19 protein-coding genes and 1 tRNA gene (1 of these 20 only partly in view) are annotated in these 24,997 nt (G+C 37.6%); 15 read left to right on the forward strand and 5 right to left on the reverse strand.

Annotated features, from left to right (window positions below):
- Window positions 1–99: 99 nt before the first annotated feature.
- Window positions 100–190 (reverse strand) — tRNA-Ser (locus tag AC6ER9_RS01660).
- Between the two features lie 339 nt (window positions 191–529).
- Here AC6ER9_RS01660 and AC6ER9_RS01665 point away from each other — a divergent pair.
- A complete protein-coding gene (locus AC6ER9_RS01665; RefSeq protein WP_497074718.1) occupies window positions 530–1,747 on the forward strand; it encodes a porin in 1,218 nt (405 codons plus the stop codon).
- A gap of 1,356 nt (window positions 1,748–3,103) precedes the next feature.
- Here AC6ER9_RS01665 and AC6ER9_RS01670 read toward each other — a convergent pair.
- The 4 genes from AC6ER9_RS01670 to AC6ER9_RS01685 all read right to left on the reverse strand — a co-directional run bounded on the left by AC6ER9_RS01670 (window position 3,104) and on the right by AC6ER9_RS01685 (window position 9,477).
- Window positions 3,104–3,973 carry an N-acetylmuramoyl-L-alanine amidase gene (locus AC6ER9_RS01670; RefSeq protein WP_497074719.1) on the reverse strand — a complete coding sequence of 290 codons (870 nt, stop codon included), beginning with the start codon at window positions 3,971–3,973 and terminating at the stop codon, window positions 3,104–3,106.
- 1,145 nt (window positions 3,974–5,118) lie between these two features.
- Complete coding sequence (locus AC6ER9_RS01675; RefSeq protein ID WP_497074720.1) at window positions 5,119–7,281, reverse strand: isocitrate/isopropylmalate family dehydrogenase; 2,163 nt, start codon at window positions 7,279–7,281, stop codon at window positions 5,119–5,121.
- Entirely contained in the window at window positions 7,278–8,009 is a 732-nt protein-coding gene (locus AC6ER9_RS01680; protein WP_497074721.1) for an alpha/beta hydrolase family protein, read from the reverse strand. Before AC6ER9_RS01680 ends, AC6ER9_RS01675 begins: the two co-directional genes overlap by 4 nt.
- Window positions 8,010–8,280: 271 nt before the next feature.
- Window positions 8,281–9,477, reverse strand: coding sequence for a multidrug effflux MFS transporter (locus tag AC6ER9_RS01685; RefSeq protein WP_497074722.1), 1,197 nt, complete (start codon window positions 9,475–9,477; stop codon window positions 8,281–8,283).
- 834 nt (window positions 9,478–10,311) lie between these two features.
- Between AC6ER9_RS01685 and AC6ER9_RS01690 the strand changes: the two genes are divergently transcribed.
- The 14 genes from AC6ER9_RS01690 to AC6ER9_RS01755 form a co-directional block, all read left to right on the forward strand.
- Window positions 10,312–10,749, forward strand: coding sequence for a hypothetical protein (locus tag AC6ER9_RS01690; RefSeq protein WP_497074723.1), 438 nt, complete (start codon window positions 10,312–10,314; stop codon window positions 10,747–10,749).
- A 478-nt stretch (window positions 10,750–11,227) separates the two neighbouring features.
- A complete protein-coding gene (locus tag AC6ER9_RS01695) occupies window positions 11,228–12,316 on the forward strand; it encodes a DUF3792 domain-containing protein (protein ID WP_497074724.1) in 1,089 nt (362 codons plus the stop codon).
- Window positions 12,317–12,545: 229 nt separating this feature from the next.
- Window positions 12,546–13,730, forward strand: coding sequence for an MFS transporter (locus AC6ER9_RS01700; RefSeq protein WP_497074725.1), 1,185 nt, complete (start codon window positions 12,546–12,548; stop codon window positions 13,728–13,730).
- 119 nt (window positions 13,731–13,849) lie between these two features.
- Complete coding sequence (locus tag AC6ER9_RS01705) at window positions 13,850–15,046, forward strand: MFS transporter (RefSeq protein ID WP_497074726.1); 1,197 nt, start codon at window positions 13,850–13,852, stop codon at window positions 15,044–15,046.
- Window positions 15,047–15,287: 241 nt separating this feature from the next.
- A complete protein-coding gene (locus AC6ER9_RS01710; RefSeq protein ID WP_497074727.1) occupies window positions 15,288–15,986 on the forward strand; it encodes a hypothetical protein in 699 nt (232 codons plus the stop codon).
- Window positions 15,977–17,212, forward strand: a complete 1,236-nt coding sequence (locus AC6ER9_RS01715; RefSeq protein ID WP_497074728.1) for a DUF2087 domain-containing protein — start codon at window positions 15,977–15,979, stop codon at window positions 17,210–17,212. Before AC6ER9_RS01710 ends, AC6ER9_RS01715 begins: the two co-directional genes overlap by 10 nt.
- Before the next feature lie 249 nt (window positions 17,213–17,461).
- Window positions 17,462–17,632 (forward strand): hypothetical protein, encoded by a 171-nt coding sequence (locus AC6ER9_RS01720; protein WP_497074729.1) that lies wholly within the window; start codon window positions 17,462–17,464, stop codon window positions 17,630–17,632.
- A gap of 108 nt (window positions 17,633–17,740) precedes the next feature.
- Entirely contained in the window at window positions 17,741–17,971 is a 231-nt protein-coding gene (locus AC6ER9_RS01725; protein ID WP_497074730.1) for a hypothetical protein, read from the forward strand.
- Window positions 17,972–18,037: 66 nt separating this feature from the next.
- Window positions 18,038–19,192: an MFS transporter gene (locus AC6ER9_RS01730; RefSeq protein WP_497074731.1), complete on the forward strand. Its 1,155-nt coding sequence runs from the start codon at window positions 18,038–18,040 to the stop codon at window positions 19,190–19,192.
- A gap of 715 nt (window positions 19,193–19,907) precedes the next feature.
- Entirely contained in the window at window positions 19,908–20,213 is a 306-nt protein-coding gene (locus AC6ER9_RS01735) for a GHMP family kinase ATP-binding protein (protein WP_497074732.1), read from the forward strand.
- A gap of 441 nt (window positions 20,214–20,654) precedes the next feature.
- Entirely contained in the window at window positions 20,655–21,599 is a 945-nt protein-coding gene (locus AC6ER9_RS01740; RefSeq protein WP_497074733.1) for a pyridoxal-phosphate dependent enzyme, read from the forward strand.
- Between the two features lie 13 nt (window positions 21,600–21,612).
- Entirely contained in the window at window positions 21,613–22,809 is a 1,197-nt protein-coding gene (locus tag AC6ER9_RS01745; protein ID WP_497074734.1) for an ATP-grasp domain-containing protein, read from the forward strand.
- Window position 22,810: 1 nt separating this feature from the next.
- On the forward strand, window positions 22,811–23,686 hold the full coding sequence (locus AC6ER9_RS01750; protein ID WP_497074735.1) for an MFS transporter: 876 nt from the start codon (window positions 22,811–22,813) through the stop codon (window positions 23,684–23,686).
- 298 nt (window positions 23,687–23,984) lie between these two features.
- Window positions 23,985–24,997 carry the 5' portion of an ATP-grasp domain-containing protein gene (locus AC6ER9_RS01755; protein ID WP_497074736.1) on the forward strand. It continues 199 nt past the right edge of the window, so the window shows 1,013 of its 1,212 coding nt (coding positions 1–1,013); the start codon lies at window positions 23,985–23,987; the stop codon falls past the right edge of the window.

Genomic DNA, 24,997 nt, shown 5'->3' on the forward strand with positions numbered 1-24,997 from the left:
AGTAGATAAAAAATAAGTTAAGGGAAGAAAGACTTCCTAGCCTTTATAAATATCCTGTTTTTTTGAATACTATTTTTTCTGCATAACGGTTCTGCATAATGGCGGAGAGGAAGAGATTCGAACTCTCGAGAGCCTTTTGAGCCCTACTCCCTTAGCAGGGGAGCGCCTTCGACCACTCGGCCACCTCTCCAAGGAGTTGCATAAATGGTATCAACAGAAAGTTCAAGACATTTTCGATTTTTTTCCCAAATATTTGAATTTTTTCCTTATTATTAATTCCATAGAGAGAAGAAAGTTAACAAAACAAAAATTGTGTCTTTTTTACCACATTCTTTAGAATAGTACATGGATACATTACAAAAAAGTAATTTCATATTTGAAACTCTAAGAAGATTAGTATAGCTAGAGTAATAAGTATCGCGTGTTTTACTTTGTCTTTAATGCATTAGGCAAAGAAATTCTCTTATTAGACAAAGAGTTCTCTTTAAGAAAAGATTAAACTTAAAAAAACGGACCTCGGAGATCCCATATGAATATTAAATCGCTCTTTTTAAGCTCTACAGCGGCTTTTTTGGCAATTTCCGGAGCACACGCTGCTTCAACCCTTGTACCCGAACCAGAACCTGTAGAATATATTCGCGTTTGTGATGCCTACGGAAAAGGATATTTCTATATCCCTGGAACAGAGACCTGCATGCGTTTATCAGGAAATGTTCGTACTGATTTTATCGGTGGTGATAATATCGATGCAACCACCGAAGATGAACTAAAAAATAATAAAAGAAAAACCTATGGAGCATCATCACGGCTCACCCTTGTTTTTCAAGCTGCTTCTGAAACAGAAATGGGAACCCTTCGTTCATATGCAAGAATTTTTTCAAGCTGGGGGAATGGTACCAATAAAGCTGGTGCAAGACTTTCAGCCGCTTACATTGAATTGGGTGGTTTCCGTGTAGGTCTTGATGATACTATTTTCAACACTTGGGTTGGTGGTTATGGAAATGTTCTCAATGATGACACCATAGCGCCTGCCGGCACAACACGCACCAATTTTATTTCCTATACCTTTAATGGTTCTTCCGGATTTTCTGCTATTATCGGCGCTGAAATAGGCAATAATGCAGATGAACTTCCTGGAATACCAGAGAAAGACAGTTTCTCAGGCCAATATATTTATAAAGATGGTAAACTTGTTCCTCTCACGACCGATACTCTTCCAAGTAAATCAATTAAAAACTACACACCCAATGTGGTTTTGGGTATAAAGTTTATGCAAAAATGGGGTGGTTTTTCAGCCGTTGCTGCCTATGATGCTTACTACAAAAAGTGGGCTGCAAAAATCCGTGCAGATTTCAATGTTAACGATCGTTTCAACCTATGGGTAATGGCGGGCTATAAAAATGGTGTTGATTACTACACAGCCAATGCAAATGATGAATTATCACGCAGAAGCACAACGATCTATGCAAACTGGGGCGGCAAATGGGCTGCTTGGGCGGGTGCTACTTACAAACTCACACCAAAAGTAGATTTGAATGCTCAAGTTTCTTATAGTGCTGTAAAAACCTTTGCAACGTCTGTTAATATTGCATACACATTGGTTCCAGGACTTGTGATTACCCCTGAATTGACCTATGTTTCTTGGAATGATGACCGCATTATGAAAGTTGAAGATAATAATGATAAACATTTCCTTAATGGGAAAAATGCTTTCCAAGGTATGATCCGTTTACAGCGTTCATTCTAATTCTATAACGCTACATTAAAAAAACTGGCAACATTCGTTGCCAGTTTTTATTTTTAAAATCACATATCATTAGCCTCTTTTTCTGATACTTATTTTCTTAATCTTTCTGATAAAAAATTCAGTTTCATAAAAATATTCGGGGTAAAATAAACTTTAACGTGCTGGATAAAAACAGCTTTACGCGGGATTTATTCAGCAATTCAAACACTTTTTTCCTTGCTCTTTAAAGCGTTCCCCTTCCTCTTATTTCAAAATGAGCTTTCTTTTATCATTTATATCTTACCCTTGGTCATTTAAGATATAATCTTCTCGAAGAAGTTTTATCCTGAAGAGCCAGCTTAACGGCATGGAATAACGCTCTCCTCATCCTCTTCGCTCAAAAAACGAGAACGTCTACCTACATCAGTTTGTAAACAATTCAATCGCTCTTAAGAATCCATTTTTTTAGATTCCTGATGATTCACTTACATAAGCATAAGACCCTAAAGACAAACCCCATCCTGAACATTTTCCACGCTCTATTTTTTAAATACTGAAGAATGAAGTGTTATATTTTTTATATCCCGATATAAGCCCCTTCAGTGATGGTGTTTTATGGCATAATAGAATACGACATTAAAAACAGACAGAACACCCTCAATAGGATATTGATTGATAATGATAATTCATTGTTATTCAACTTGAATGAAAAACCTAAATACCGTAGGGTTTTCTCATTTCAAATCTCTTCCATATTGAATCAATCAAAATCACTTTCTTGCACGCCACAAGCAAGCATCCATATGAATAAAAATTGGATAAGAAAGAACGATAAATATCTATAATAAAAGCTTTCAAGCGTTAAAAACTGTAACAACATTTAAGAGCGCGCAAAATCTATAATGGCCTCCCCTTGCTCTTTTATGAAGTATAAAGATGACAGTATCGATAGACAACACTCTTCACAAAAGTGATTTTATATTCTTTACGAATGCCATTCATAAAATACGTGCGTAACACACATCGAAAAATATTTTTTAAAATAAACAGGTAAACATACAATAGAAATTCATGTCGTTGGAGGCATTCTATCTTTGCATAAGCAGAATGCCTCATTATACACGACATCTTAACTTTGGACATTTTTAAAGAAAACAGAATATAAAAAACAGCAAAACTTAATCTCTGCAAATCATAAAGTTTTCTGTAAAATCCTACGTTTCCTTTCCTAAAAAACGCCTTATGCCCTTCATACGATTTTTAAAACGATAAAGCTCTTTTTTATATGAAGCTAATCAGCAAAAGGAACATTCTTTTAAGAAACAAAAAATCTCCACATGTCTCCATAAAATATCTTTTAATTCAAACAAATTGAATTTATGAGAAATATTTATCAATCAATGCATAAAGAATTGCCGCTGTTTCAACATCAAGAATCCCATCATAATTTTCTTGACGAAAATGAAGTTGAAAAGCGCGGATTAAATTTTTATATCCCATGTCAGTACAGGCAACTGAAATATCATACCCATAACATTTTAGCTTTTCCAAAGCTTCCTCTTTGGACGGAAGACTTTTAGAGAACTGTTCTTGATAGCGATTCTTTGTTTCATCATCATACCATGCCCCTATCCCAGCCTCATAAAGTTCTTTCCACGGGAAAGCAGCTCCCGGATCACTTTTTCTGCCAATGGCAATATCACTATGCCCCACAACATCCGTTGGCATAATATCGGGATAACGTTGAAGAATATTCAATGCAAGCTCTTTAACGGCATCAATTTGTACTGGATTATAGGGAGGAAAATTCAACATCTCATTATGATGATCTACTAAACCAACATTAACCTGTGATCCATTTTCATCATTAACGGATTTTAAGACGTGCGTCCCCTTCCCAACTCCCCCCTCTTCTGAAGACTTAGAGCAGCCAGTCGCTAAATTAACAATTTCAATCCCAATAGACGTATCATTGATGTTATTCCGTCCTGCCCATGAACTTACTCCAGCATGCCACGCACGCTCGTTTTCATCCACCAGATTAAAGATACGCATATCCTTAAACCCAGACTCACGATATGTCTGCTCTGAGGGATCTGGAACAAGATAGTGTGCACTCACCTTTTCTCCTGTAAGTGCCATAATCGATTCTTTAAAATTAATAGCCGTATAATGCATAATAAGAAAACGAACACGACGATTAAAACTTTTGACAGAACGATAACTGTTGTAATCAATCCGATACATAAAAGCCCTTTCTTTTTTGCTTCAAAAACCACCGCACATCACAACAGAGAGGACATGAACTGTTGAAAGAATTGCAATGAACTTCTTATTTAGATAATGAGAATTATGCCCAAAATTTGTTCATCTAAAACATCCCCCTCTTCTCAACAATCAAAACACATTTTTATTTTGCTCTAAACGCACATAAAATGTTTTTGACAGCACCTATAAACATACCCCATCCAATATTTTTCCAAATAAATTCTCCAAATGATCAATCGAAAAAAATAAAAGTGTAAAATGATGACGTCTTAAATTTTCACGTCTTACAGACAAAATAGCTGTTCTTGTTATGAAATTGAGAAATATCACCCCCCCCCCAAAGCCCCTAACCATCGTGTAATCGACACATAAAAGCATAAGGAATAAAGTCTTATAAAGCCTTGCAACAATTTATTGACAGCTAACGAAACAGCCTATATTGGCAATCAGCGCTTCATGGGCATATTATTTGCAAATAAAATTTGCAAAGCTTTTGTGTCAATAGACGTTCTTCTTGTGTTTTTACACCATTACTTTCTGAAGTTATCAAGAACTATTGACAACACTTTATAATAACACTTTGATTTATTATAATAATATAGCGTTATTCATATTAAATGAGAATCCCGAATATCTTAAGATTCTAATCATTTCAAATCTGTTTATCTTAAAATTAATCACAATCACTGGAAATCAATCAAAATCACTTGGCTTCCACATCTAAAGCAGGGCTGGCATGGGGGTAAAAACTATTAATGATAGGGAATAAAAATGCCTTTTCATGAACCATCTTACAAGCCTAAAGGATGATCGGCAACATTGAACAAGCACACCTTCTGTTGCGCAATGTTTTTTGTTTTCTACATTCTCGCAGTTTTCTTGCTCAAAATAGTCTGTCGAATGATATGAAAAAACGAAACTCAAAACATGTATCTCGCATGGTTTACACCCTAACTTACAAAATTGATGAGCAAAAAACGGATATCCTTGTATGAGATTACTTAAGAGTCTTTTGTCGCATGCAATAAGAGATCAAAACAGACTTCTCTTTAATGTTCCAATTAATGTTTCAGAAAATGCTATAATTGGAACAATGTTTTTTATGTCTCTACAGAATATGATTTTTATTTTTGCGTTGACAAAACCCTTTTTAAAACTAACCAAGCGGCATATTCTTGTAAGACGACACTTAAAAGCGGTCGCGTATAGGCAAAAGGAATATGATCACCGTCATAGCCTTTTATCTTTACAGTCATCGTAGCATGCCCAAGGTTTTCCTGCTGTTGTTCTAAAATCTCGATGGAAGGTGATAGGCTCACTTCAACCTCCATCTGTGGAACATCTTTGGTACTTTGTTCTATGGGTTTAAAATATTTTAAAAGATGTTGATCATGGATCAACCAATGCACTTTTGCGTATTTTGCAAGTTGTTGAGACGCTGTGGTTACTTCTGCCCCAACCAAATAGGAGCGAAAATGATTTTCAAATTCTTCGATTAAATGTTGGTCCAAGGGGGTGGATGACTGACCAACCAATTGCACCAACACATAAGGACTTTTCCATAAAAAATGGCGTTCAAAGGGCGCATTGGCGAAATGACGATCAACCCAATGCGCAAGGGTACTTTCATCAATTCCAATCAAAGTCCATGCATACTGCGCACGCGATAGCGAAGAATATTTGTTTGCATTTTGCTGTAAATAATCCTCCAAAAGGGCAAGAGCCTGTGAGGGAGGGCCAGGCAAAACAACCAACGTACTTTCATCACAAGAAAGGTAAAATCCTGGTGCTGTACCCGTAGGATTATCAAGCACTGTTGCTGTCTTGGGAAACAAGGCTTGACGCGCATTATGACTATCCGGTGCAATCTTTAACCGCTCCAATTGACCTTTGATGGTTTGCCAAACATCTTCATGATGCACCAAAGGTTGCCTTACAGCTTGAGCAACCCCATCGCGTGTTTTATCATCAGAGGTAGGTCCCAATCCCCCACTGATCACGATAAGATCTTCTTGTCCAAGACAAGAAACGACCGTCTCACTGATTTGTTGTAATTGATCTGCACAAACAAAATGACGCGTGACTTGAATATTTCTTTTTTCCAAGCTTTGGCTTAAATCCTGTAAATTCGTATTCAAATATTGTCCTGAAAGAAGTTCATCACCAACGGTGATAATGGCAGCACGATAAACGGAATGTTTTAGAGAATTGCGGACAACTTCAGCCATTTGACGCGGTGAAGCATTGCCTCCTAGATCATAAGGAACTGTTTTTCCGCTACGGATAACCCGATCCACACTGTAAGATAATTGTTGTGCTTCCTCGTAAAAGCCTAAATGCTCTAACAGTAAAGCCGTGGTATAAAACATCGCAGAAGGGTTTGCTTTATTCTGTCCAGCAATGTGTGGTAGGCTTCCATGAGCAGGTTTAAAACAAGCAATCTGGTTTCCCACATTTACGCAAGAAGCAAACTCCAATCCACCCATCACGCCAGCGGCAAGATCAGAGAGAATATTGCCAAACATGTTTTCAGTAACAATCACCCCAAACTGCTCTGGTTTTGTAGCAATCGACAAAGCAACCGCATCAACATCCTGAATATCTGCTGTAATTTCTGGATAGTTTTGCGCGATTTGCTTAAAAAATTTCTGAGCAAATTGTCCACTTTCTCGCATCATATCGGGCTTATCAGCAAAAGTAACCCGCCCAAACCCACCTCTGCGTGCATAAGAAAAAGCGTATTCAAATAACCGCTCCAAACCAAAACGTGTTTGTAAACGGAATGTCCATGCAGCTTTTTTGAGACTATATTTTTTTAAATGGGGATATTTTAACCAAGCAGATATTTCAGGCGTGATCTCCCGAAAATCGACCCCAGAAGAAAAATCTTCCGCCATTTCGCTAATAACACAAAACTGAAAAGGTTTTTTGGGGCCAAAGATATATCTTATCGGGCGTATATTAGCAAACAAACCTAACTTTTGGCGAAGCTGAACTATAGGAGAAATATAGCTAAGGTTTTTCTCTCTCAAATGCGGTGCCAGTTCTTTTAAAGCCGTTTCTTTTCCTTTGTCTGTCACAGCACCAAGTAAAAATGCATCACTTTCTGTTATTTTTTGCCAAGTTTCTTGTGGAACGGAATCTCCCTCTTGTTTCCAACATTTCCAACCGATCTCACCATAAGTAAATTCTATAGGCAACTGAAATGGCTCTAAGACCATCAATGCAGCATCACAGATTTCTGGTCCCACACCATCACCAGGAAGCACAAGCACTTTCTTTTTCATAATCCCTCCATCCATTGGCTAATAACAGCATTCGTCATGAGAGGATTATCCTCCCACAAACGCGTAGCAGCACCAGAAATAGTCCGATATTCATGATTAACACAGGGGCTTTTTGTTTGATTATCAACCGTTGCAAGTTGCGATTTTTCCCCCACCAACGCTAAAAACTTACCCTTATATTGAACAATCTCATCTCGAGCATCCATGGCCAATAACAGTTTAAATCCTCTTGTCATCCGTTCAATAGCCATGCTTTTTTGATCTTCTGGAATTTTTAAGGCAACGCGTTTTTTTATAACGCCACGAGGGTGCATAAAACCACTCAGTATCTCTAAAGCCCCCGACAAATCATTATTTTCTAAGCAAGCCAGAATATCTCCAAAGCGCTGTTGTAAAAGCTTATCTGGATAACCTGGTGCATTAAGAGCAAGCACCGCTTGAACATTAGGAAGCCTTGCGGCTAATATTTGCACCAACATGCCTGCCATAGAAAATCCCACAAGCACCGTAGGCTTTTGCAAATAGTTTTCCAGTTTTGCTGTCATAAAAGATAAAGTTTCAACAGTAGAATGATTGGAAGAATGGTCCCTCTTAGGAAAAAGAGAAAGTGTATCCAACAGCGTCACTTGAAATCCTTTTCTCAAGCATAGCTTTGTCAATGGAGAACAAAAAACACCCCGATCCCAAACAGGCATGACAGGAGAAAGAATAACAACAGAAAGACTCATTAATCAATGTATCCCCTTGTTTCAAAGCACACATGAGAGTCAAAGCTCTTCCCCTGCAATATCAATATAATGAAAATACCAAGATGCTGAAACTTTTTCCCCATAAAATCCCCCATAGCAATCAATTTGTCTCATTCATACGAAGCTTATGACAAATTTTAAATTCGCGCAATCAACTAACTTCATAGCAAAAATTTATTCAATAACAAACAGCCCATTTATGAAAACATTAAAAACATTTCCGCATAATAGGCTCTTTTTATGCCTTAACTCAGCTTGTTTCTGAACTCATAAAATCACGCGCTTTTTGGATATAAATGATAAAACCAATAACGCAGCATATTGCCAACAATGTTGCCATAACCCTTGGACTATGACCAGAGATTTTTCCGATAACCGCCGCACTAAGCGCTGCACTTCCTAATTGCAAAGAGCCCATAACACCAGAGGCAGCTCCAGCAGCTTGTGGGTGCGATGAAATAGCCAACGCTGTCCCTAAAGGCAATAAAAAACCATTGCCAAAAGTAAGAACAGCAATAGCCATAAAACTTGTCACAAGCGGCCATGGACTTACATACATTTGCAAAGCAAAGAGCACACCGCCTATAACAAAAATAATGTATCCTCGACATATCGTTTTTTCCATCGCCTCGCGTTCGAAAAACCATCGTGCTAAAAAATTTCCTAAAATATAGGGCACAGAGACACCAATATAGCTATAACTAATGTGTATCGGTGATAAACCTAAAGTCGTCAGCAAAAAAGGCGATTCCACAATATAAGCAAAATAAGCCGCGTAAGAAAAACTCGGAATAAGTGCATAAAAAATAAATTGTTTATTTTTGAGAACCCCCATACATCCCTTCATAAAACCTAGGGGAGAAAAATCCTGTCGCTTTTGGGGTGGCAGCGTTTCGGTTAACACAAAACAACACAGCAAAATGGTCAAAAATATAAAAAAGCTTAAAAAGATAAAAGTCGCTTGCCAATGAAAAATTTGTATTAAAAGTCCCCCAATAAAAGGAGCAAGTGCTGGCGACATGCCAATAAAAGGAAAAACAATCAAATAAAGTTTTCCTGATGCTTGTTTATCCAACAAATCGTTGACAATCGCACGACTTAAGACAAGGCCTGCACAAGCACCAAGACCTTGCAAAAAACGTAAGACAAGAAAAGCGTGAATATGAACCGTATAAATCACCCCCAGTGTTGTGAATAACCACAAGAATAAGCCCAATAGAAGTGTTTTTTTACGCCCAAAACTATCACTCAGTGGTCCATAAATGAGCTGTCCAAGTGCCAATGCAAACAAAAAAACAGCCACCGCACTTTGAATTTGAGATTGTGTCACGTGATAATATTGACGCATATCTCCCAGAGCTGGTAAAAAAATATCTGTAGAGATCAATCCCCCAGTCGATAAACATACAATAAGTATAATAAATGGTAAAGTATATTTACGATCCATAAATAAAACCACACTTTTAAATTTAGAGATTAAATATTATTGAGTTAAAAATAACAAATATAATGATATTTTTCTTATATAGATAAATAATCACAATTAAAAGTGTTATTATTTTACCTTATGGAATAAAATTTCTATTATTCTTTTAATAAATAAAACTCTATTCTACATGTTTTACATATAAAAAAATCAACCCATGAATAAGCTTTTCTTTATACCCACTTTTCCGCAATTTTCCGCTGTTTTTTCATTGCAATCATAAGCAAAAGCACAATCTCTCTCCACAGCAATAATCCTACTTTCTATACACTATCCATACAAGATCCATAAAAGTTGCCCTACAATATTTATCAAAATTGATTGATAAAACATACAGCAGAAAAACAATCTTTCACGTCTCCACCCCTAAAATCGCTATGGTATAAATACCCCAAACAGCTTAAAGGGACCCTATCAACATAAATTATTATTGTAAAGAATTTAACTCTGTCAGCTTATAGAATATAAGGACATCTCTACACACCACCTCACAACCCAATATATTTTGAAACGCCTCACTTAAGATAAAAAAAATCCAAAAACTGTATAAGTTATTGGTAAATATGATATATTTATAAATTAATATATTTAATTTACCCATAGAAGTTGTGAATGTACATAAAAGAAATAACCTGTATTCCGTTACGGGGCGTTCTTAAAACTGAAGAAAAAAACATATACGCAAGATCAGTTTACGGCGCGCAAAAGTTAAAGACTAAAGAAGTGATAAGCAAAAAGGAAGGGATCAAGCAAATAATAGAAATAATTGCCTGTTTTTAAGGATAATCTTAGGATATGATCAACAAATGTGATAAGCATGACTTTTCAAATATTAAAGATATTTTGGACTCTTCAGTAAAAGCAGTGCGCAACACAATGAGCAGCATCCGTAACAAGCTGAAAACAGCTTTGAAAAATCCATTCACAAACTGTCTCAAAAGTTTTCCCCACGAACTAAAGAACCTCAAAATACACATAGAAAAAGTGACGCATATCTGTATTTTCAGCAACAACATATCAGAAAAATTCAAAAACAGTTTTTATAAAGATAAATTTGAAACACAGGATATAAAAGACACAAAAGAAGAAGTCTGTAGCAACTATACACAAAGAACAGTGCCTAACCCTTCTAATGCATCAATTCAAATAAACATTATAAATATGGTACCTTCACACAAAATAATCCCTCAGGAGCTGAGGCCTATGACATCATTTTGCGCAACCAGCTCATGATATAAAAGACGTTTCATCTCTTTGCACCTTGGACGCTCAACAAAATTCTTCATAAAGAGCTCTAAACAAAAACTTCAAAAGCCAATAAATCTTTTTATGATATATATTGCTTTGATTTTCCCCCTAAGAGGCCCAAAAATATAAAAAAACCTGAGCAGATAATTGAGATCTTGCAGCCCTGCACAAAGCCCCACAGCCTACAACACCAGCAATAGCAATCGCTCGGAACAGCTTTTCCCTCTCTCTCGACACAAGGTGTCATTAAAAACTATTTTGTCTCATAAGAAATACAATGATCACACGAATATATCTTTTCTCAAGCATAGATTAAATTCTTTAGAGTTGTTTAGTTTAATATTTTTTCTCTCATAAAATATTGAAGCGTTTTTCTTATGCATTTTTTGCACCTCTCCATCCACTTTTGGAACATAATGGACAATAAGACATTGTATCTCCAGCATATTCAAGGAGATAAAACATGGAAACCCGTATTCCTGAAAACACACCTTTTGATACGAATTTTCTAGGCAAAACATCCCTAGAGACAGAGTATCCTTTTTTTCAAACACCCATTTCATGGTCCGCCATTTTTGCTGGACTGGTTACAGCGCTTGCTGTCTCAATCTGCCTCTCTTTTCTGGTAGGAGCCTTAGGATTAAGCCAAATGGACTTTACCTCCTCCTCCCCTTTTGAAGGCTCTTTCCTCTCAATGGGCATAGGCTCCCTTATCGTTATGCTGATAAGCCTTGCTTTAGGAGGCTTTGTGGCGGGGCGTTTTGCTGAAATCTCTGGGGCTCTTCATGGTTTCTTAACCTGGGCTCTCATAACACTGCTGATGGCCCTCCAAGCCATTCACGTGGTTTCAAGTACAGCAAAAATAGGAGCAAAAGCTACCCTACAAAACAGTTCTATGATCGAAAAGACCATAGACAGTTTCAAAACAAATATTTCTCCCTTGCTTACAAAATTAAACAGTGAGGATTTTACAAAGTTTTTTACAACAAAAAATGACAATGGGATTAATTTTGACCAACTTGGCAATGAATTGCGCACCCTTCTCAATAAAAGTGACATTCCTGCCCTAAACCCAGAGCGCTTAAAAACCTCCTATCAGGCTGCGCTCAACGATATTGGTTCTGCAATAACCGCTTTCAAAAAGGATCCTTCGAATTATCGCACGACCTTTAAAAATCTAGAAGAACGCCTTTCTGATCGCGTAGAAGATTTGACAGCAAAGTTTGATAAAAACGATATCATCAATGCTCTCATAAAAGATGGTATGAGCCGTTCAGATGCCCAAACCGCAGTCAACCGTGCCGTTCAACTTTATCAAAGTGCAGAGGAAAAAACGACAAAAGCAATAAAAGTGCTTGAAGAACGAGCTGAAACCCTTTCTGATAATCTTGAAGATACCATCAAGGGCGCTAAAAATACCGCCACAAAAGTCACAAACACAGCCTCCAAAATGGGCTGGTGGGGTTTTTTAGGCAGTCTGATAGGTGCTTTTATTTCAAGCATTTGTGGTTATTATGGTTACAGAAGCCGTAAGGATAGTTTTAAGCTTTAAAATTTCTCGCTTAAAAAAACAAATACTTAAAAAGCTGTACAAATCTGTGCAGCTTTTTTTACACCGATTTGAGAAGCTTTTTGTATAATAAGACAATAAGAAAGATCTCTTATCTCAACTTCATCACGAGGAAAAAACTAGACAGCGCAAACCTACCTGATATACCATACCACCACAGGCAGGGAGAAGTTTTAAAAGCCGTAAAAGCTTTATCGTTTTGGGGAGCGTTGTGACAAAGAAAAAATCTATAATTTTCGCCCAAATAGGACTTTTCCTCATTTTGGGATTTAGCAGCTTTGCCGATGAAACGGCTCAAGTGACCTTTGCTTTAAACTTGGCAGAAAGTACAGCCTCCATTTCCATGCTGCTTTTTGCAGGGCTTATCGGAGCCATTTGTGCAGGCCCCATTGCCCCGCGTCTTTTGCATCGCTTTCAGTCAGCGCACACAATCACGGTTGTTTTATTGTTTGAAGCACTTTTCATAGCCACAGCCGCAATCGCTAACCAGTTTTGGGCTTATATTGCCCTTTCTTTTGCCCTAGGCTGTGCGGGTTCAATCTTTTGGTCTGCTATCCTTGTTGCGGTACCTGAATTGGCAAAAAATGATCAGCAATTAGACCGCATCAATCGCATTATCCAAACAGTTCGTAATCTTGGCTATATTGCCGGACCACTGCTTGGAGGTGTATTATATGGTCTATCAAACGGACAAAAAGGGCTCTTTGCACTGTCCCTCATGGTTTTCTGTGCCGCCTTGATCACCACATACTGTTTTAAAAGTTTAAAAACACCTGCACCAACAACAACGCCTCCAAAACAACAGACAAAAAAAGGACTAGATTTAATAGGGCTCTTGCGTAAGAAAAATGTTGTCTATGCTCTTTGCCCCCTCATCATCACCATCATTCTCACCTCCGCTCTCAATGTGTTGTCGATTGTCCGCATCCGCACCGAGCTACAGTTTAGTGCACAAACCTATGGAATAATCACAAGCATGTTAAGTCTTGGCCTTGTGGTCGGTCCACTGTGTTTTTCCAGCCTTTTTCACCGCCTTGGCAATGCTGCCGGTGCCTCACTGGCTGCTGCAACCATTGGCTTATCGATTTTCTGTTTTTCCTTAACACCGCTTATATGGCTGATGATGCTGTCCTTTTTTATCCTTGGGAGTGCCAACGGTGTGCAAAATGCCCTCATGGCAAGTTTTATGATGAAAGCTATTCCCAAAGAACAACGAAACAATCAAATGCCTGCCTATATCTTCATCATACAAACAGCTGTATGCATTGGTTTTATCAGTGCAGGTTTTGTAAAAGTGCACCATACCCAATCCACACTCCTTATCATCGGCATTGCCACCATGATCACCGGCATATTAGGCTTTATTGTAAACAGCGCTCTACAAAAAAAACAATAGGATAATGTTCAACTTCCTTTGCCAACATATCGGAAAAAATAAGAACAAAGCGAAAACCTGTGATATATCATGAACATATAGGAAAAAAACGTAACTTTATCGTCTTGGGGAGAAGCATTGTGATAAAGAAAAAATCCATGATTTTTTCCCAAATAGGACTTTTCCTCATTTTAGGACTTAGCAGCTTTGCTGATGAAACGGTTCAAATCACTCTTATCCTGCATTTAGCAAAAAATACCTTCTCCATTTCAATTCTTCTTTTAGCAGGATTTATCGGGGGAATTTGTGCAGGACCCATTGCCCCATACCTTTTGCATCTCTTCAAACCTGCACGAACAGTTCCCCTTATTTTATTTTTTCAAGCAATATTCGTAGCCACAGCCGCAATCGCTAACCAGTTTTGGTCTTATATTGCCCTTTCTTTTGCACTGGGCTGTGCTGGTTCACTCTTTTGGTCTTCTATCCTTGTTGCAGTACCTGACTTCGCAAACAATGATCAGCAATTAGACCGTATCAATCGTATTATCCAAACAGTTCGTAATCTTGGCTATGTTGCCGGACCACTGTTGGGGAGTGCATTGTATGGTCTATCAAACGGACAAAAAGGGCTCTTTGCACTGTCCCTCATGGTTTTCTGTGCCGCCTTGATCACCACATACTGTTTTAAAAGTTTAAAAACACCTGTGCCAACAACACCCCCAAAACAACAAACAAAAAAAGGCCTAGATTTAACAGGGCTCTTACGTAAAAAAAATGTTGTCTATGCTCTTGCCCCCCTCATCATCACCATCATCCTCACTTCTATTCTAAGCGTAGTGCTCATTGTCCGCATCCGCACCGAGCTATCCTTCAGCGCACAAACTTATGGAATGATCAGCAGCATGGCCAGCCTCGGCCTCGTAGTGGGGCCTCTCTGCTTTTCCAGCCTTTTTCACCGCCTTGGCAATGCTGCTGGTGCATCCCTAGCTGCCGCAACCATTGGCTTTGGTATTTTCTGTTTATCCTTAACACCGCTTATATGGCTAATGCTGTTATCATCTTTCATCCGTGGATCAGCCAACGGTGTGCAAAATACCCTTATGGCAAATTTTATGATGAAAGCTATTCCAAAAGAACAACGAAACAGCCAAATGCCCGCCTATATCTTCATCATACAAACAGCCGTATGCATTGGTTTTATCAGTGCAGGTTTTGTTCATGTACACCATAACACCCAATCCACACTCCTTATCATTAGTATCGCCACCATGATCACCGGCATATTAGGCTGTATCATAAACAGCACTCTGCAAAAAAAGGAATGGAATAATGCCTAACAAACTTTGCCATCTTTCCCATAAAATAAACCATGCCAAACAAGGACATGACAATCACCACCCGATCACATCCTAATAAAATCCCAATCACATCATTGTCTTCTCCCATGAAAGCCCAGAACAGTCTCCACAGCAACCCCAGAACAAACAATGTAAGATTTTGATAAACCACTCCGTGTGGAGCAGAAAACAACTATTCCCGCAGCAATATGGGGACTTTAAAACAAAAACCAATAACATCATGCAACAAGATCCTATAGGCTTAAATTTTTACCACGGAACAGGTGGTTATGTATGGCAACTGGCTGACACCATGCAACATGACTTGCATGAAAACATCCACACTCTTGCCTTACAAAAAACCACACGGCCCATAACCATTCATTCTTTTGCCGTCTACCCACGCAAATTAGCCCCCCTCGCACACGTTCAATGGACAAAGGATATACAGAGCATAAAAAATAAACCAGCACTCATTGGCAAACGTCAAATACAGCCTATCACCGTTGTTTCTACCAAAAACAAAGCTTTTGGCGGATTTGATTTGCTAACCTTTACAGCGCTTCATAATGGCTGTTCCGTTCAAACCTTGAAAAAAATCAAATTCAATGGTTGCCTTTTTAACGAGGACAATCTTCTGATATCCTTGTTGCAATACGGTCTCATTCAAACAGACCCACAAACCTTTTCACCAGATCATGCAACGGCTCTTTTACGAAAACCAACATATCGTATTAATTTTCCTCTTGGTACCCTTGCCGTTCATCAACTCAACAGAGACACAATCCGGCTCAATGAAAAGAACCAAACCTCTCTTGCAAAAAACCACAACAGCAATAGATCTCCAACACCCCATAGAACCAACAATAACATTTTTTATCAAAGCAGGAATGCTGCGCTTGGTAAAAGGATAAGGATAAGGATAAAGAAATGCCCCTGATAAAACCTAGTATGGAAACAGAAAACAGTATTGAACTCACTTGTACGCTCATTCAAATGGCAAGACCGCGCACCGTTCTTGAAATCGGTGCGGGGGATAGCACACGCTTTATTGCTAAAGCACTGCAAAAAGCAAAACAAGCATGGCAACAGGATAAAAAGCTTTTAGAATCCTCCACTTGGGAAGAACGTACAGCTTTGCTTGATCCTTCAGGCTTCCTTGAAAATTATCAACCACAATTGATCACCATTGATGATTTTTCAGCAGAAGGTCAATCAGCTGAAGAAGCATGGCAAAAATTGCTCCAAGACGACAACATTGAAAAAGACACCGTAACATTTATCCATGAGAATTTCTTCTCTCTTGATGATGAAACGCTTAAATCTTGGGGCCCCATAGATTTTGCTTGGCTTGATGCTGGAACACCCGCAGATAATGTGCGATTTGTTACCACACTTTGGGAACATATTACACCTGGTGGTTATCTCTGCTTACATGAACCAACCATGACCGTTGCTCTCGATGGAGAACAACGGGTGCGCCGTGTGAGAACCCCTTTGTGGGAAGAAATTCTCTACCGGCTTGATGGAACCTATGAGGCTTTAACACTGCCCGAAAACCACAAATATCGTCAAAGTGGTCTGGGGATTATTCGCAAACGCACCCCTGCTGAGCAAATTTTCCGCACACAATCGCTCCAAGCAGAACTCATTGAAATCAACGAGCATCCTCTTCGCAATGATCTTTTACCCATGGGAAAAGAAAGCCTTCAAAAACGCAGCACCCGCAATTCAGTGATTTCTGCCATGACCTCACCAACACTGCGCGCTGTTTACGCCGCCATTATCCTTGGTGCGAAAAATCTTTCTGATATCCTAAAACATGTCGATTATGATGCAAAAACCATTCACAAATCGATCAATCGTCTTTTGAATCTTGGTCTTATTCAAAACACAACAGTAGGATTTCAAGCAGAAGAGACGCTCTGGAAAATGCTAGAAGATAAACATGAGCGAGAGAGGGAAAATTTAAGCGACCGCCATTTAGAAACAGAAGAGATGCTGCCCAAAATTGCCCAAGCCTTTCAAAGGGATAAAATCTATAGCGAAACGGAAGTCTCCAAGATATGCACCCTCTTCACGATAGATTTTGCAAGATTACGACGCACTCTCGTTGAGAGAGGATTTTTTAAACGCCATGCCGGCAAATATCAACGCATACGCTAAAAGGAAATCTAAAAATAGTCGTGAACGCAATCGTTTTTCTCCAACACTTTAAAATAATGAATAACCGTCCCCTAAAAAAACATAAAATACATCACTCATCCAATTCATAAGTTGACAATCCATAGAAATACATCCACTCTCTTTGTAAAAGTTTCATGGGAGAAGCAAAAATGCGGGATATCAATTGGTTATCAAAAAAAATGAGATGTAGTCAAAATCATCAAGGGGAGATGGGGGTTCAAAATCTCAATGATCTCACAATTTACGCGAACATCAGGACGCAGTATTATTGCTCAATCAGAGGAAACTTATATTGATAGTATGTCATGTTCCTATCTAGAATTAGAACGTCATCCAGCATTAAGGAATGCCGTGAAATCTTCCGTAGAGAGATTTGCTGTGCACTATGCTGCCCCATGAACACGTGCAAAATGCATATTATTCGATAAGCTTGCGTTAAAAATTAAACACCATTTTTCTCGATCTCTCTTCCGTTACATTTCATTCATATTAGGAAAACTCTGTTTTATGAAATTCCATACAGCTCAAGGAGACAGCACTATTGGCAAAATGGTGCACACAAAAACAATATTGGCTGAAGAAAATTTTATAAGCGCCTATGGTAAGGAAAACTTCCATTCTGAAATGCTTGATATTTCTCAAAACAGCGTAGAAAAAACCAATATCCTTACAGTGAAATGGCTGATAAATCCGGAAGGATACTATTTCAACGAAATCTATACAGCAAAACAGGGCTGATAAAACTTTCCCAAGAGATAAAACAAAATGTCTTTGATCATTTAACAACACTCCTATGGAAATTCCATGAGTAAAAATAAAATTCCTTTTTTTATCTATAGTTCAGTTTTTCTTTCTGAATTTTCCTTTTTCTTTGTACTCCCTCTCCTTGGAAGTTCTGCTCTTATAACGGCTGCAAATGTTGCATTTTATCTCGCTGGATCGGTAATCCTTGAAAGCATTCTCATGGTAACCACAACAGGTTTCTTAGAGAGATTTTCGCGTAAACTTTTAATGGCTATCGCTTTTATTTTAAGGAGTAGCGCTTTCCTATGTGTTATCTTGTCAACCACAGCTTCTGCATGGCTGGCCTTTTTCACCTTAATGGCTTTTTCAAAAGCAATTTCAAAGCCATTCTTAAGAGAAATTTTATCAGAACACCTCGATGGCAGTGCTCTTAAACGCGCATTAACCCTTTATTCTTTTTTTCAAAACGCTGCTGTCGTTATAGCCCCTCTCGTTGCAACGATCGCCATAAAATATAATGCAGCCGCTTTTTTAATGGCTTTTTTTGCAATTATTAGTTTGTATCTTTGTATTCTATCCATTCAAATTGTTTACAATTACCCTCATAAACAATTCTCCCCTGCAAAGAATAAAAAAACAAATGCTTCTCTTCTGTCTTCTTTAAAAGAAATCATGCGTCATCATGCTATTGTTTATTTACTGGTCACAGCTTTTCTTTGCACGTTTATCATGGGAATTTTTATCACTACCACAACACTTCTCAGTAAATTTGACAGCAATCTGGCTCCTTATAGCGGAATTTTCTTTTCAATTGTTGGGATCAGTATTTGTATCTGGCAAGGAATAATCAATAAACATCTCACCCTTTCCGATAAAGCAACTTTTTACCTGTTATGGCTTATGGGAAGTTTTTCTTCATTTTTCCTCATGGGTGGAGTCTTTACCGCTGTGGCTGCGTTAATTGCCTACAGTATCTATGAATCTGTCATGATCCCAGAGATATACTATCAAGCCAACAAAACAACCGCATCCCTCTCTGCTAGTGTTCTTTTTAGTTATATCCTTGTTGTTTCAAATATTGGTCAAGCGATAGGCTCATGGACAAGTGGAGGGATCATTAGTCATTTCAACAATCATATCGCTTTCATTTTTTGCATGATCATTATCGTCTCCTCCTTTGCTTCTTGCCTTTGCCTCATGCAAACGAAAACATAAGGAATTTCAATGGCGCCTACCCTTTTTGCAACCGATGATACAACAAGAATACCCTCAACACTTCGGCATAAGTGGCCTCATTATGAGTTTGTAACACACGCTGCTGCAAAAAAACTCAAAACTGTTTTTAAGGATTTCTCAATAAAAGAAGCACTTAAAGAAGTGCTCGACAAAGTAATCAGCATCCGTAACAAGATGAAAATGGCTTTGAAAAATCTATTCACCAGCTATCTCAAAAGTTTTACCCACACAATAAAGAATAATATAAGCCCTTATGAAAAGAATGACGCGTGTCTCGTATTTTCTAACAATACCCTATCAGAAAAATTTAAAAGTTTTTATAAAGATATATTTAAAACAAGAGATAGAAAAATACGTCTTGACAAGAAACTGTGCGTTCTATTCTCTCAGCTAGAGTTTAAGACCTATAATAGGCAAGTTAAAGGGGGCTGTTTAAAAAAATGGGGGAAGTAGCCGTGAAAAATATCTCAATAAATATAAATGATGTGTCGTATCCATATGAATGATACGATAAAGTATACTTCTCTATGTCGTGGTTCTTTGGGAGAACTTTATCAAGGACCGATATTTATGAGAGATTCTATTGAAATCTCTATAATTTCTGCCATATCCCGCAATAAAATTTTAGCTGTCTTCACGCCTAGAGTTGAGTGCAATCTAAGGGAAATTAGAAAATTTAAAGTCCAAAAAGCTCTTGATAATTATTTCTCAAATAAATCAATTAAAACTAGAAGGTTACTGGAAATTTGAAAGTGATCTTACCGTAGGCGCTGGAATGTCGAGCTCAACGGCAGACATCGTTGCTGCCTTGCGCTGTATTGCTAAAGCAATGAACCAGAGACTCACTATTTATGATATTATAAATTCTCTTATAGGCGTTGAAAGATCAGACTCCGTTTTTATTGACTATCCTTGCTTATATCTTAGTCAACAACAATCCATTGTTGACTTATACAAACCACAGCCTAAAATTTATTGTATAGACAGTTTAGAAAAATAGACCTGCGAAACCTCTCAAACAAAAGAGAGCCTTCTTTCATACTATTCTATTGAAAGAAAAAGATATTTAAAATTACAAAATACGGTCCAAAAAGCTTTTGCAACACATAATACATCTGAAATAATAAACTGTTCCACGCAAAGTGCTCTCTTATCACAAGAAGTATTGCCAAAAAAGCAATTCAATTTCTTTTTTAAAAATATAAAAAAAGTAAAAGCCCACGGTCTCATCGTCGCTCATACCGGCTCACTGATAGGTTTTTTATACCTCAAAAAATCAAACAGACAAACAGTGAGAACGACAAAAGAAATTATCCAAGAGCAAAATCTTAAAGCTCATATAGGAGAAATTTTTTAATGGATATCCCTATATCAGACACAATAAAAAAACCAGCAATTATAAAATTGAGTGCCAACCTTTATGTTGCAAGATTGACAATCAATGAAATTATTTTCAACTTTGTATGCAATTGAAACCTTGTTGCAAAATGGCAAAATAGATCATAACACGACCTTAATTGATAGCTCTAGCGGTGTTTATACTCATGCGCTAGCCCTTTCTTGTCACAAATACAATTTGAAATGTCATATCATAGCTTCCAAAGCCATTGATAAAGAAACCAAATTACAACTTGAATTGCTAGGGGCATATGTTGAAAGCGTTCCATCAGCAGAAAGTTTAAAATTAGATCAAAAATACCGTGTAGAACAAGTAATCAATATTATTAAAAAGCGCAAAGACTATTATTGGATGCAACAATACCACGATGACATCCATTATGGTGGCTACGAAGAATTTGCAAAAATAGTTTTAGAAAACATAAACGGTGACGCATTAACTGTCGTTGGCGCAGTAGGGTCAGGTTGTTCCACTGGTGCTTTAGCCACTTATCTTCAAAAAAGAGGAATAGAAGTAAACCTTTGCGGCATACAGCCATTTGGAAGTGTGACTTTTGGAGCAGAAGCTGTTGATGATCATGAAATTATGATCGCTGGTATTGGCAGCAGCATAGACTTTTTGAATGTAAAACACGAACTTTATAATTCTATAAATTGGCTCTCTTTTTCTGCTTGCTTGAGTGGAGCCATTGAACTTATGAAAACCCATGCTATTTTTGCTGGACTCTCTAGTGGAGGGAGCTATTGTGTTGGAAAAAGAGAAGCTAAATTAAAGCCTGAAGTGCCATGCCTTGTCATCCTACCTGACACAGGACACCGCTACATTGAAAGCGTATTTTCAAGGCATGAAGAAAGCCAACCAGTGGACAGTTTTGAGCCCAAAAACATCCATACAGCAACACAGTTAGCCCTGCCTTGGTCACGTTTTGAATGGAATAAAAAAAATAAAAAATATTTGAAGTTTTTTTCGCAAAATAATTCCAATTAAGATAGGATAGAGAATGAATTTTGTACTTGTGGAAGCCTTAACATTTGGCTTAGCTAGACTTATCGAAGCCGCAGAAAATCTCGATATTCAATTACACCTTCTTACCCATAATAAAGAGGCGTATTTTTATGAACTCAGTCATATAAAAAGCAAACATCTCAGCGTTATTGAATGCGATACATTTAATCATGAGAAGATTATAACCTATTGCAAAAATTTAAAAAACTTTGCTGGAATTATCAATCTTACAGATACTTGGGCAATAAATGTCCATAAAATCTCCGCCCAGTTGGGCTATAAAGCTCCCAATATTTATGCGACAACTATCTGTAGAGACAAAGCTTATTTGAGAAAAATCCTCTCTCAACAAGGACTAACAAAAGGACAATCCACTGTTATTAAACGTGATGCTTTTCAAGCCATACATAACCTCTCCTACCCTGTTATACTTAAAGACCCGAACGGAACAGGATCAAAAAACGTATGGTTTGCAGAAAATCAAACTGAATTTACCCACATTATGGAATTTATAAAAAACCATACTTGCCTCAAAAAAATCCTTGTTGAAACCTTCTTTACAGGCACGCTGTACAGTGCTGAAACCATTAGCTATCAAGGGCAAACAAAGCTTCTTGCTCTCTCAAGCAGGATCATGTCGGATATGCCTGACTTTAAAGAACTTGCAACAGCTTTGCCTTTAAACAAAAATACGGTGGAATTACAAGGCATCGAAGAATGGATTAAAAAAATCCTCGCAGCCATCTCCTATCATGAGGGCTTTGCACACACGGAATTTATTGTCACTGAAGAGGGCTTTGAAGTTATCGAAATAAATCCCCGCTTAGGGGGCGGAAAAATCGGTGAAGCACTCTGCCAAGCTTTTAATACCAATATCTACAAAGGGTTTTTAGAATGTGCATTAGGAAGAGAGCCTGAATTATTTCGTATAGAATTGATACCCCACACCTTTATCGGCCAAGCGCTTATCTATGCAAAAACAACCGGTAAATTTAAACAAATGCACTTGAAACATGCAGCATACCAGAAAACGCTTCTCTACCCATGCGCTTTACAGGGAAAAGAAATTCTTAACTTAAGAGATCAATCGGCATGTGTTGGCATTTTATTGACCACAGGAACAAGTTCAGAAACAGCTCTGTTAAACGCCCTCTCTGAAGCCAATAAAATAAATCTTGTAATGGAAAAATGAAATGTTGCGTAAAATTCTCAGTTTCAAAGCAAGCGTAAAACTTATTCTCATAACAACTCTACTCAGTAATATTGGAATATTTATGGTCGTCCCTTTTTTGGCGATCTACTTAAGCAAATTGAATTCTCTCAGTACAACAGAAATTGGAACCATCATCGGGATCGCTTTTTGGTGCCAAAAAGCAGGCTCTCTTTTAGGAGGTGTACTCTCCGATTATGTCCATATCAAAAAAACTATGCTTTTAGGTCTAGCGATACGCATCCCCAGCTATATCATCATTGGTTTTACACATAATTTTTATATCCTCCTCCTTTCTTGCTCCTTCATTGGGCTAGGAAGCAGTATATACCTTCCCGCTGCAAAATCTTTTTTAGTAAAAAACGTCTCTCAAACTGAAAAAGTGGAAGCTTTAGCAACAAGATCAATCTTTTCCAACATAGGAGTCTCTATTGGACCTTTCCCCCTAATGTTAATTTTTAAAATGCTTCCTCACCTATTATTTAGTTTTGTTGGATTCATTTTTTTCTTGTTATTTCTTCTCAACTGTACCTTAAAAGAAAATTCTCACACCAATACATTGAATAAAATAAATTTTTCTGATTTTAAAATGTTGCTCACCAACAAAGCCATGCTTTATGTTGGGCTTTTTATGTTCTTGTTTACTTTTTTTTACATACAACTCGAAATTACGATACCTGTATTCAGTGATCAGATTTTTGGAGAGAGTGCTACTTCTTTTATTTTTGTCTTAAACGCACTTATCGTGATTTTTTTCAAATGCCTGTCTCAAAATGGGCATGTAAAAAAACACCCAAATGCCTATCACGTTATCCTTTATTTTGTTTGCACTCTCATTCATTATCATCCACGCTCTTGAGCATTCTTATTTTTACCTCTTCTCAAGCCAATCATCCTTTTTTCCTTTGCTGAAATCATTATACAGATACGCCTCGACTACGATGCAACAAATATAGATGAACGCCTCATTGCTAGTGCATTTGGTATCATGAGTTTGTCAAGTGCGTTTGGAGGAATGGCAGGCAGTTACTTTGGTTCTCTCCTATACAACCAAGATTTTTTTGACTTATCGGTTTGGCAAATCTTGAGCATTGCCTCTCTCTGTACAGCCCTTGTCTCTCTCTTCATATTAAAAAAAATAGCAAAAAGGTAAATTTATGAAAAAGCATATTGTATTCTTAAGCCCTCATCATGCCATGATTGATTGTGCACAACTCAACGGTATAAAGATGACAATCTTAGACAAGCCTGAAAATTCTCACCTCACCGCTCATATGAATCAAGACTCTCTCTTTCTCTTTGATTATCATAATGTATCTCTTACTAAAAAGATAATCAATGCCATCCATAGTCATCATAAAATTGATGCGATAATAACTTTAACCGAAAAAGCTCTTCCACTTGCATCAGAATTATCGAGATTTTTAGGGCTCAAAGCATTATCATGGGAAACAATGGAACGAATACAGAATAAATATGCAATGCGCTTATTCCTTTCCGATCACCCAGAATATTCCCTTAAATTTTCAAAACCAAAAAATAAAAAAGAATTAGAATATTTTTTCAAAACAACCGGCAGCCCGCTTATTGTAAAACCCATAGATGGTTATGGTAGTAAAGATGTTATTCAAGTCAATTCAATTAATGATATTAAAAATATCTGTTTTTCTTCTACCCTCATAGCTGAAGAATTTATTTCTGGAGAAGAATACTCTGTTGAAGCCTTTAGCTTTTCGGGGAATCATAAAATTATAGCCATTACCAAAAAAGACCTCATAGAAAATGAAAATGGTAAAAATTTTACCGAAATCGGGCATTGTGTACCAGCCGATTTACCAAAAACAGTACAACAAAAAATAATCAATTACATTTCACAGTTCTTAACGCTCATAGGCTTAAACGAAGAACCTTCTCACACAGAAATCAAATTAAATGGTGAGAAAATGAGAGTTATTGAAACCCATAATAGAATAGGGGGCGATAGAATTTCATCTCTCGTAAAATTAAGCACTGGTATAGACCTCGTTCAATTATCAATATTATGGCCACTTGGTTTATGTCCCCCAATCGAAAAGGATATTACAAACTTTTGTAGTGCAGCAATAAGATTCTTTACGCCCGAATATGGAAAACTTGAAAGAATTGAAGGTTATGAAACCCTACAATATTC

It is taken from the genome of Bartonella sp. SL317 (assembly GCF_059687655.1).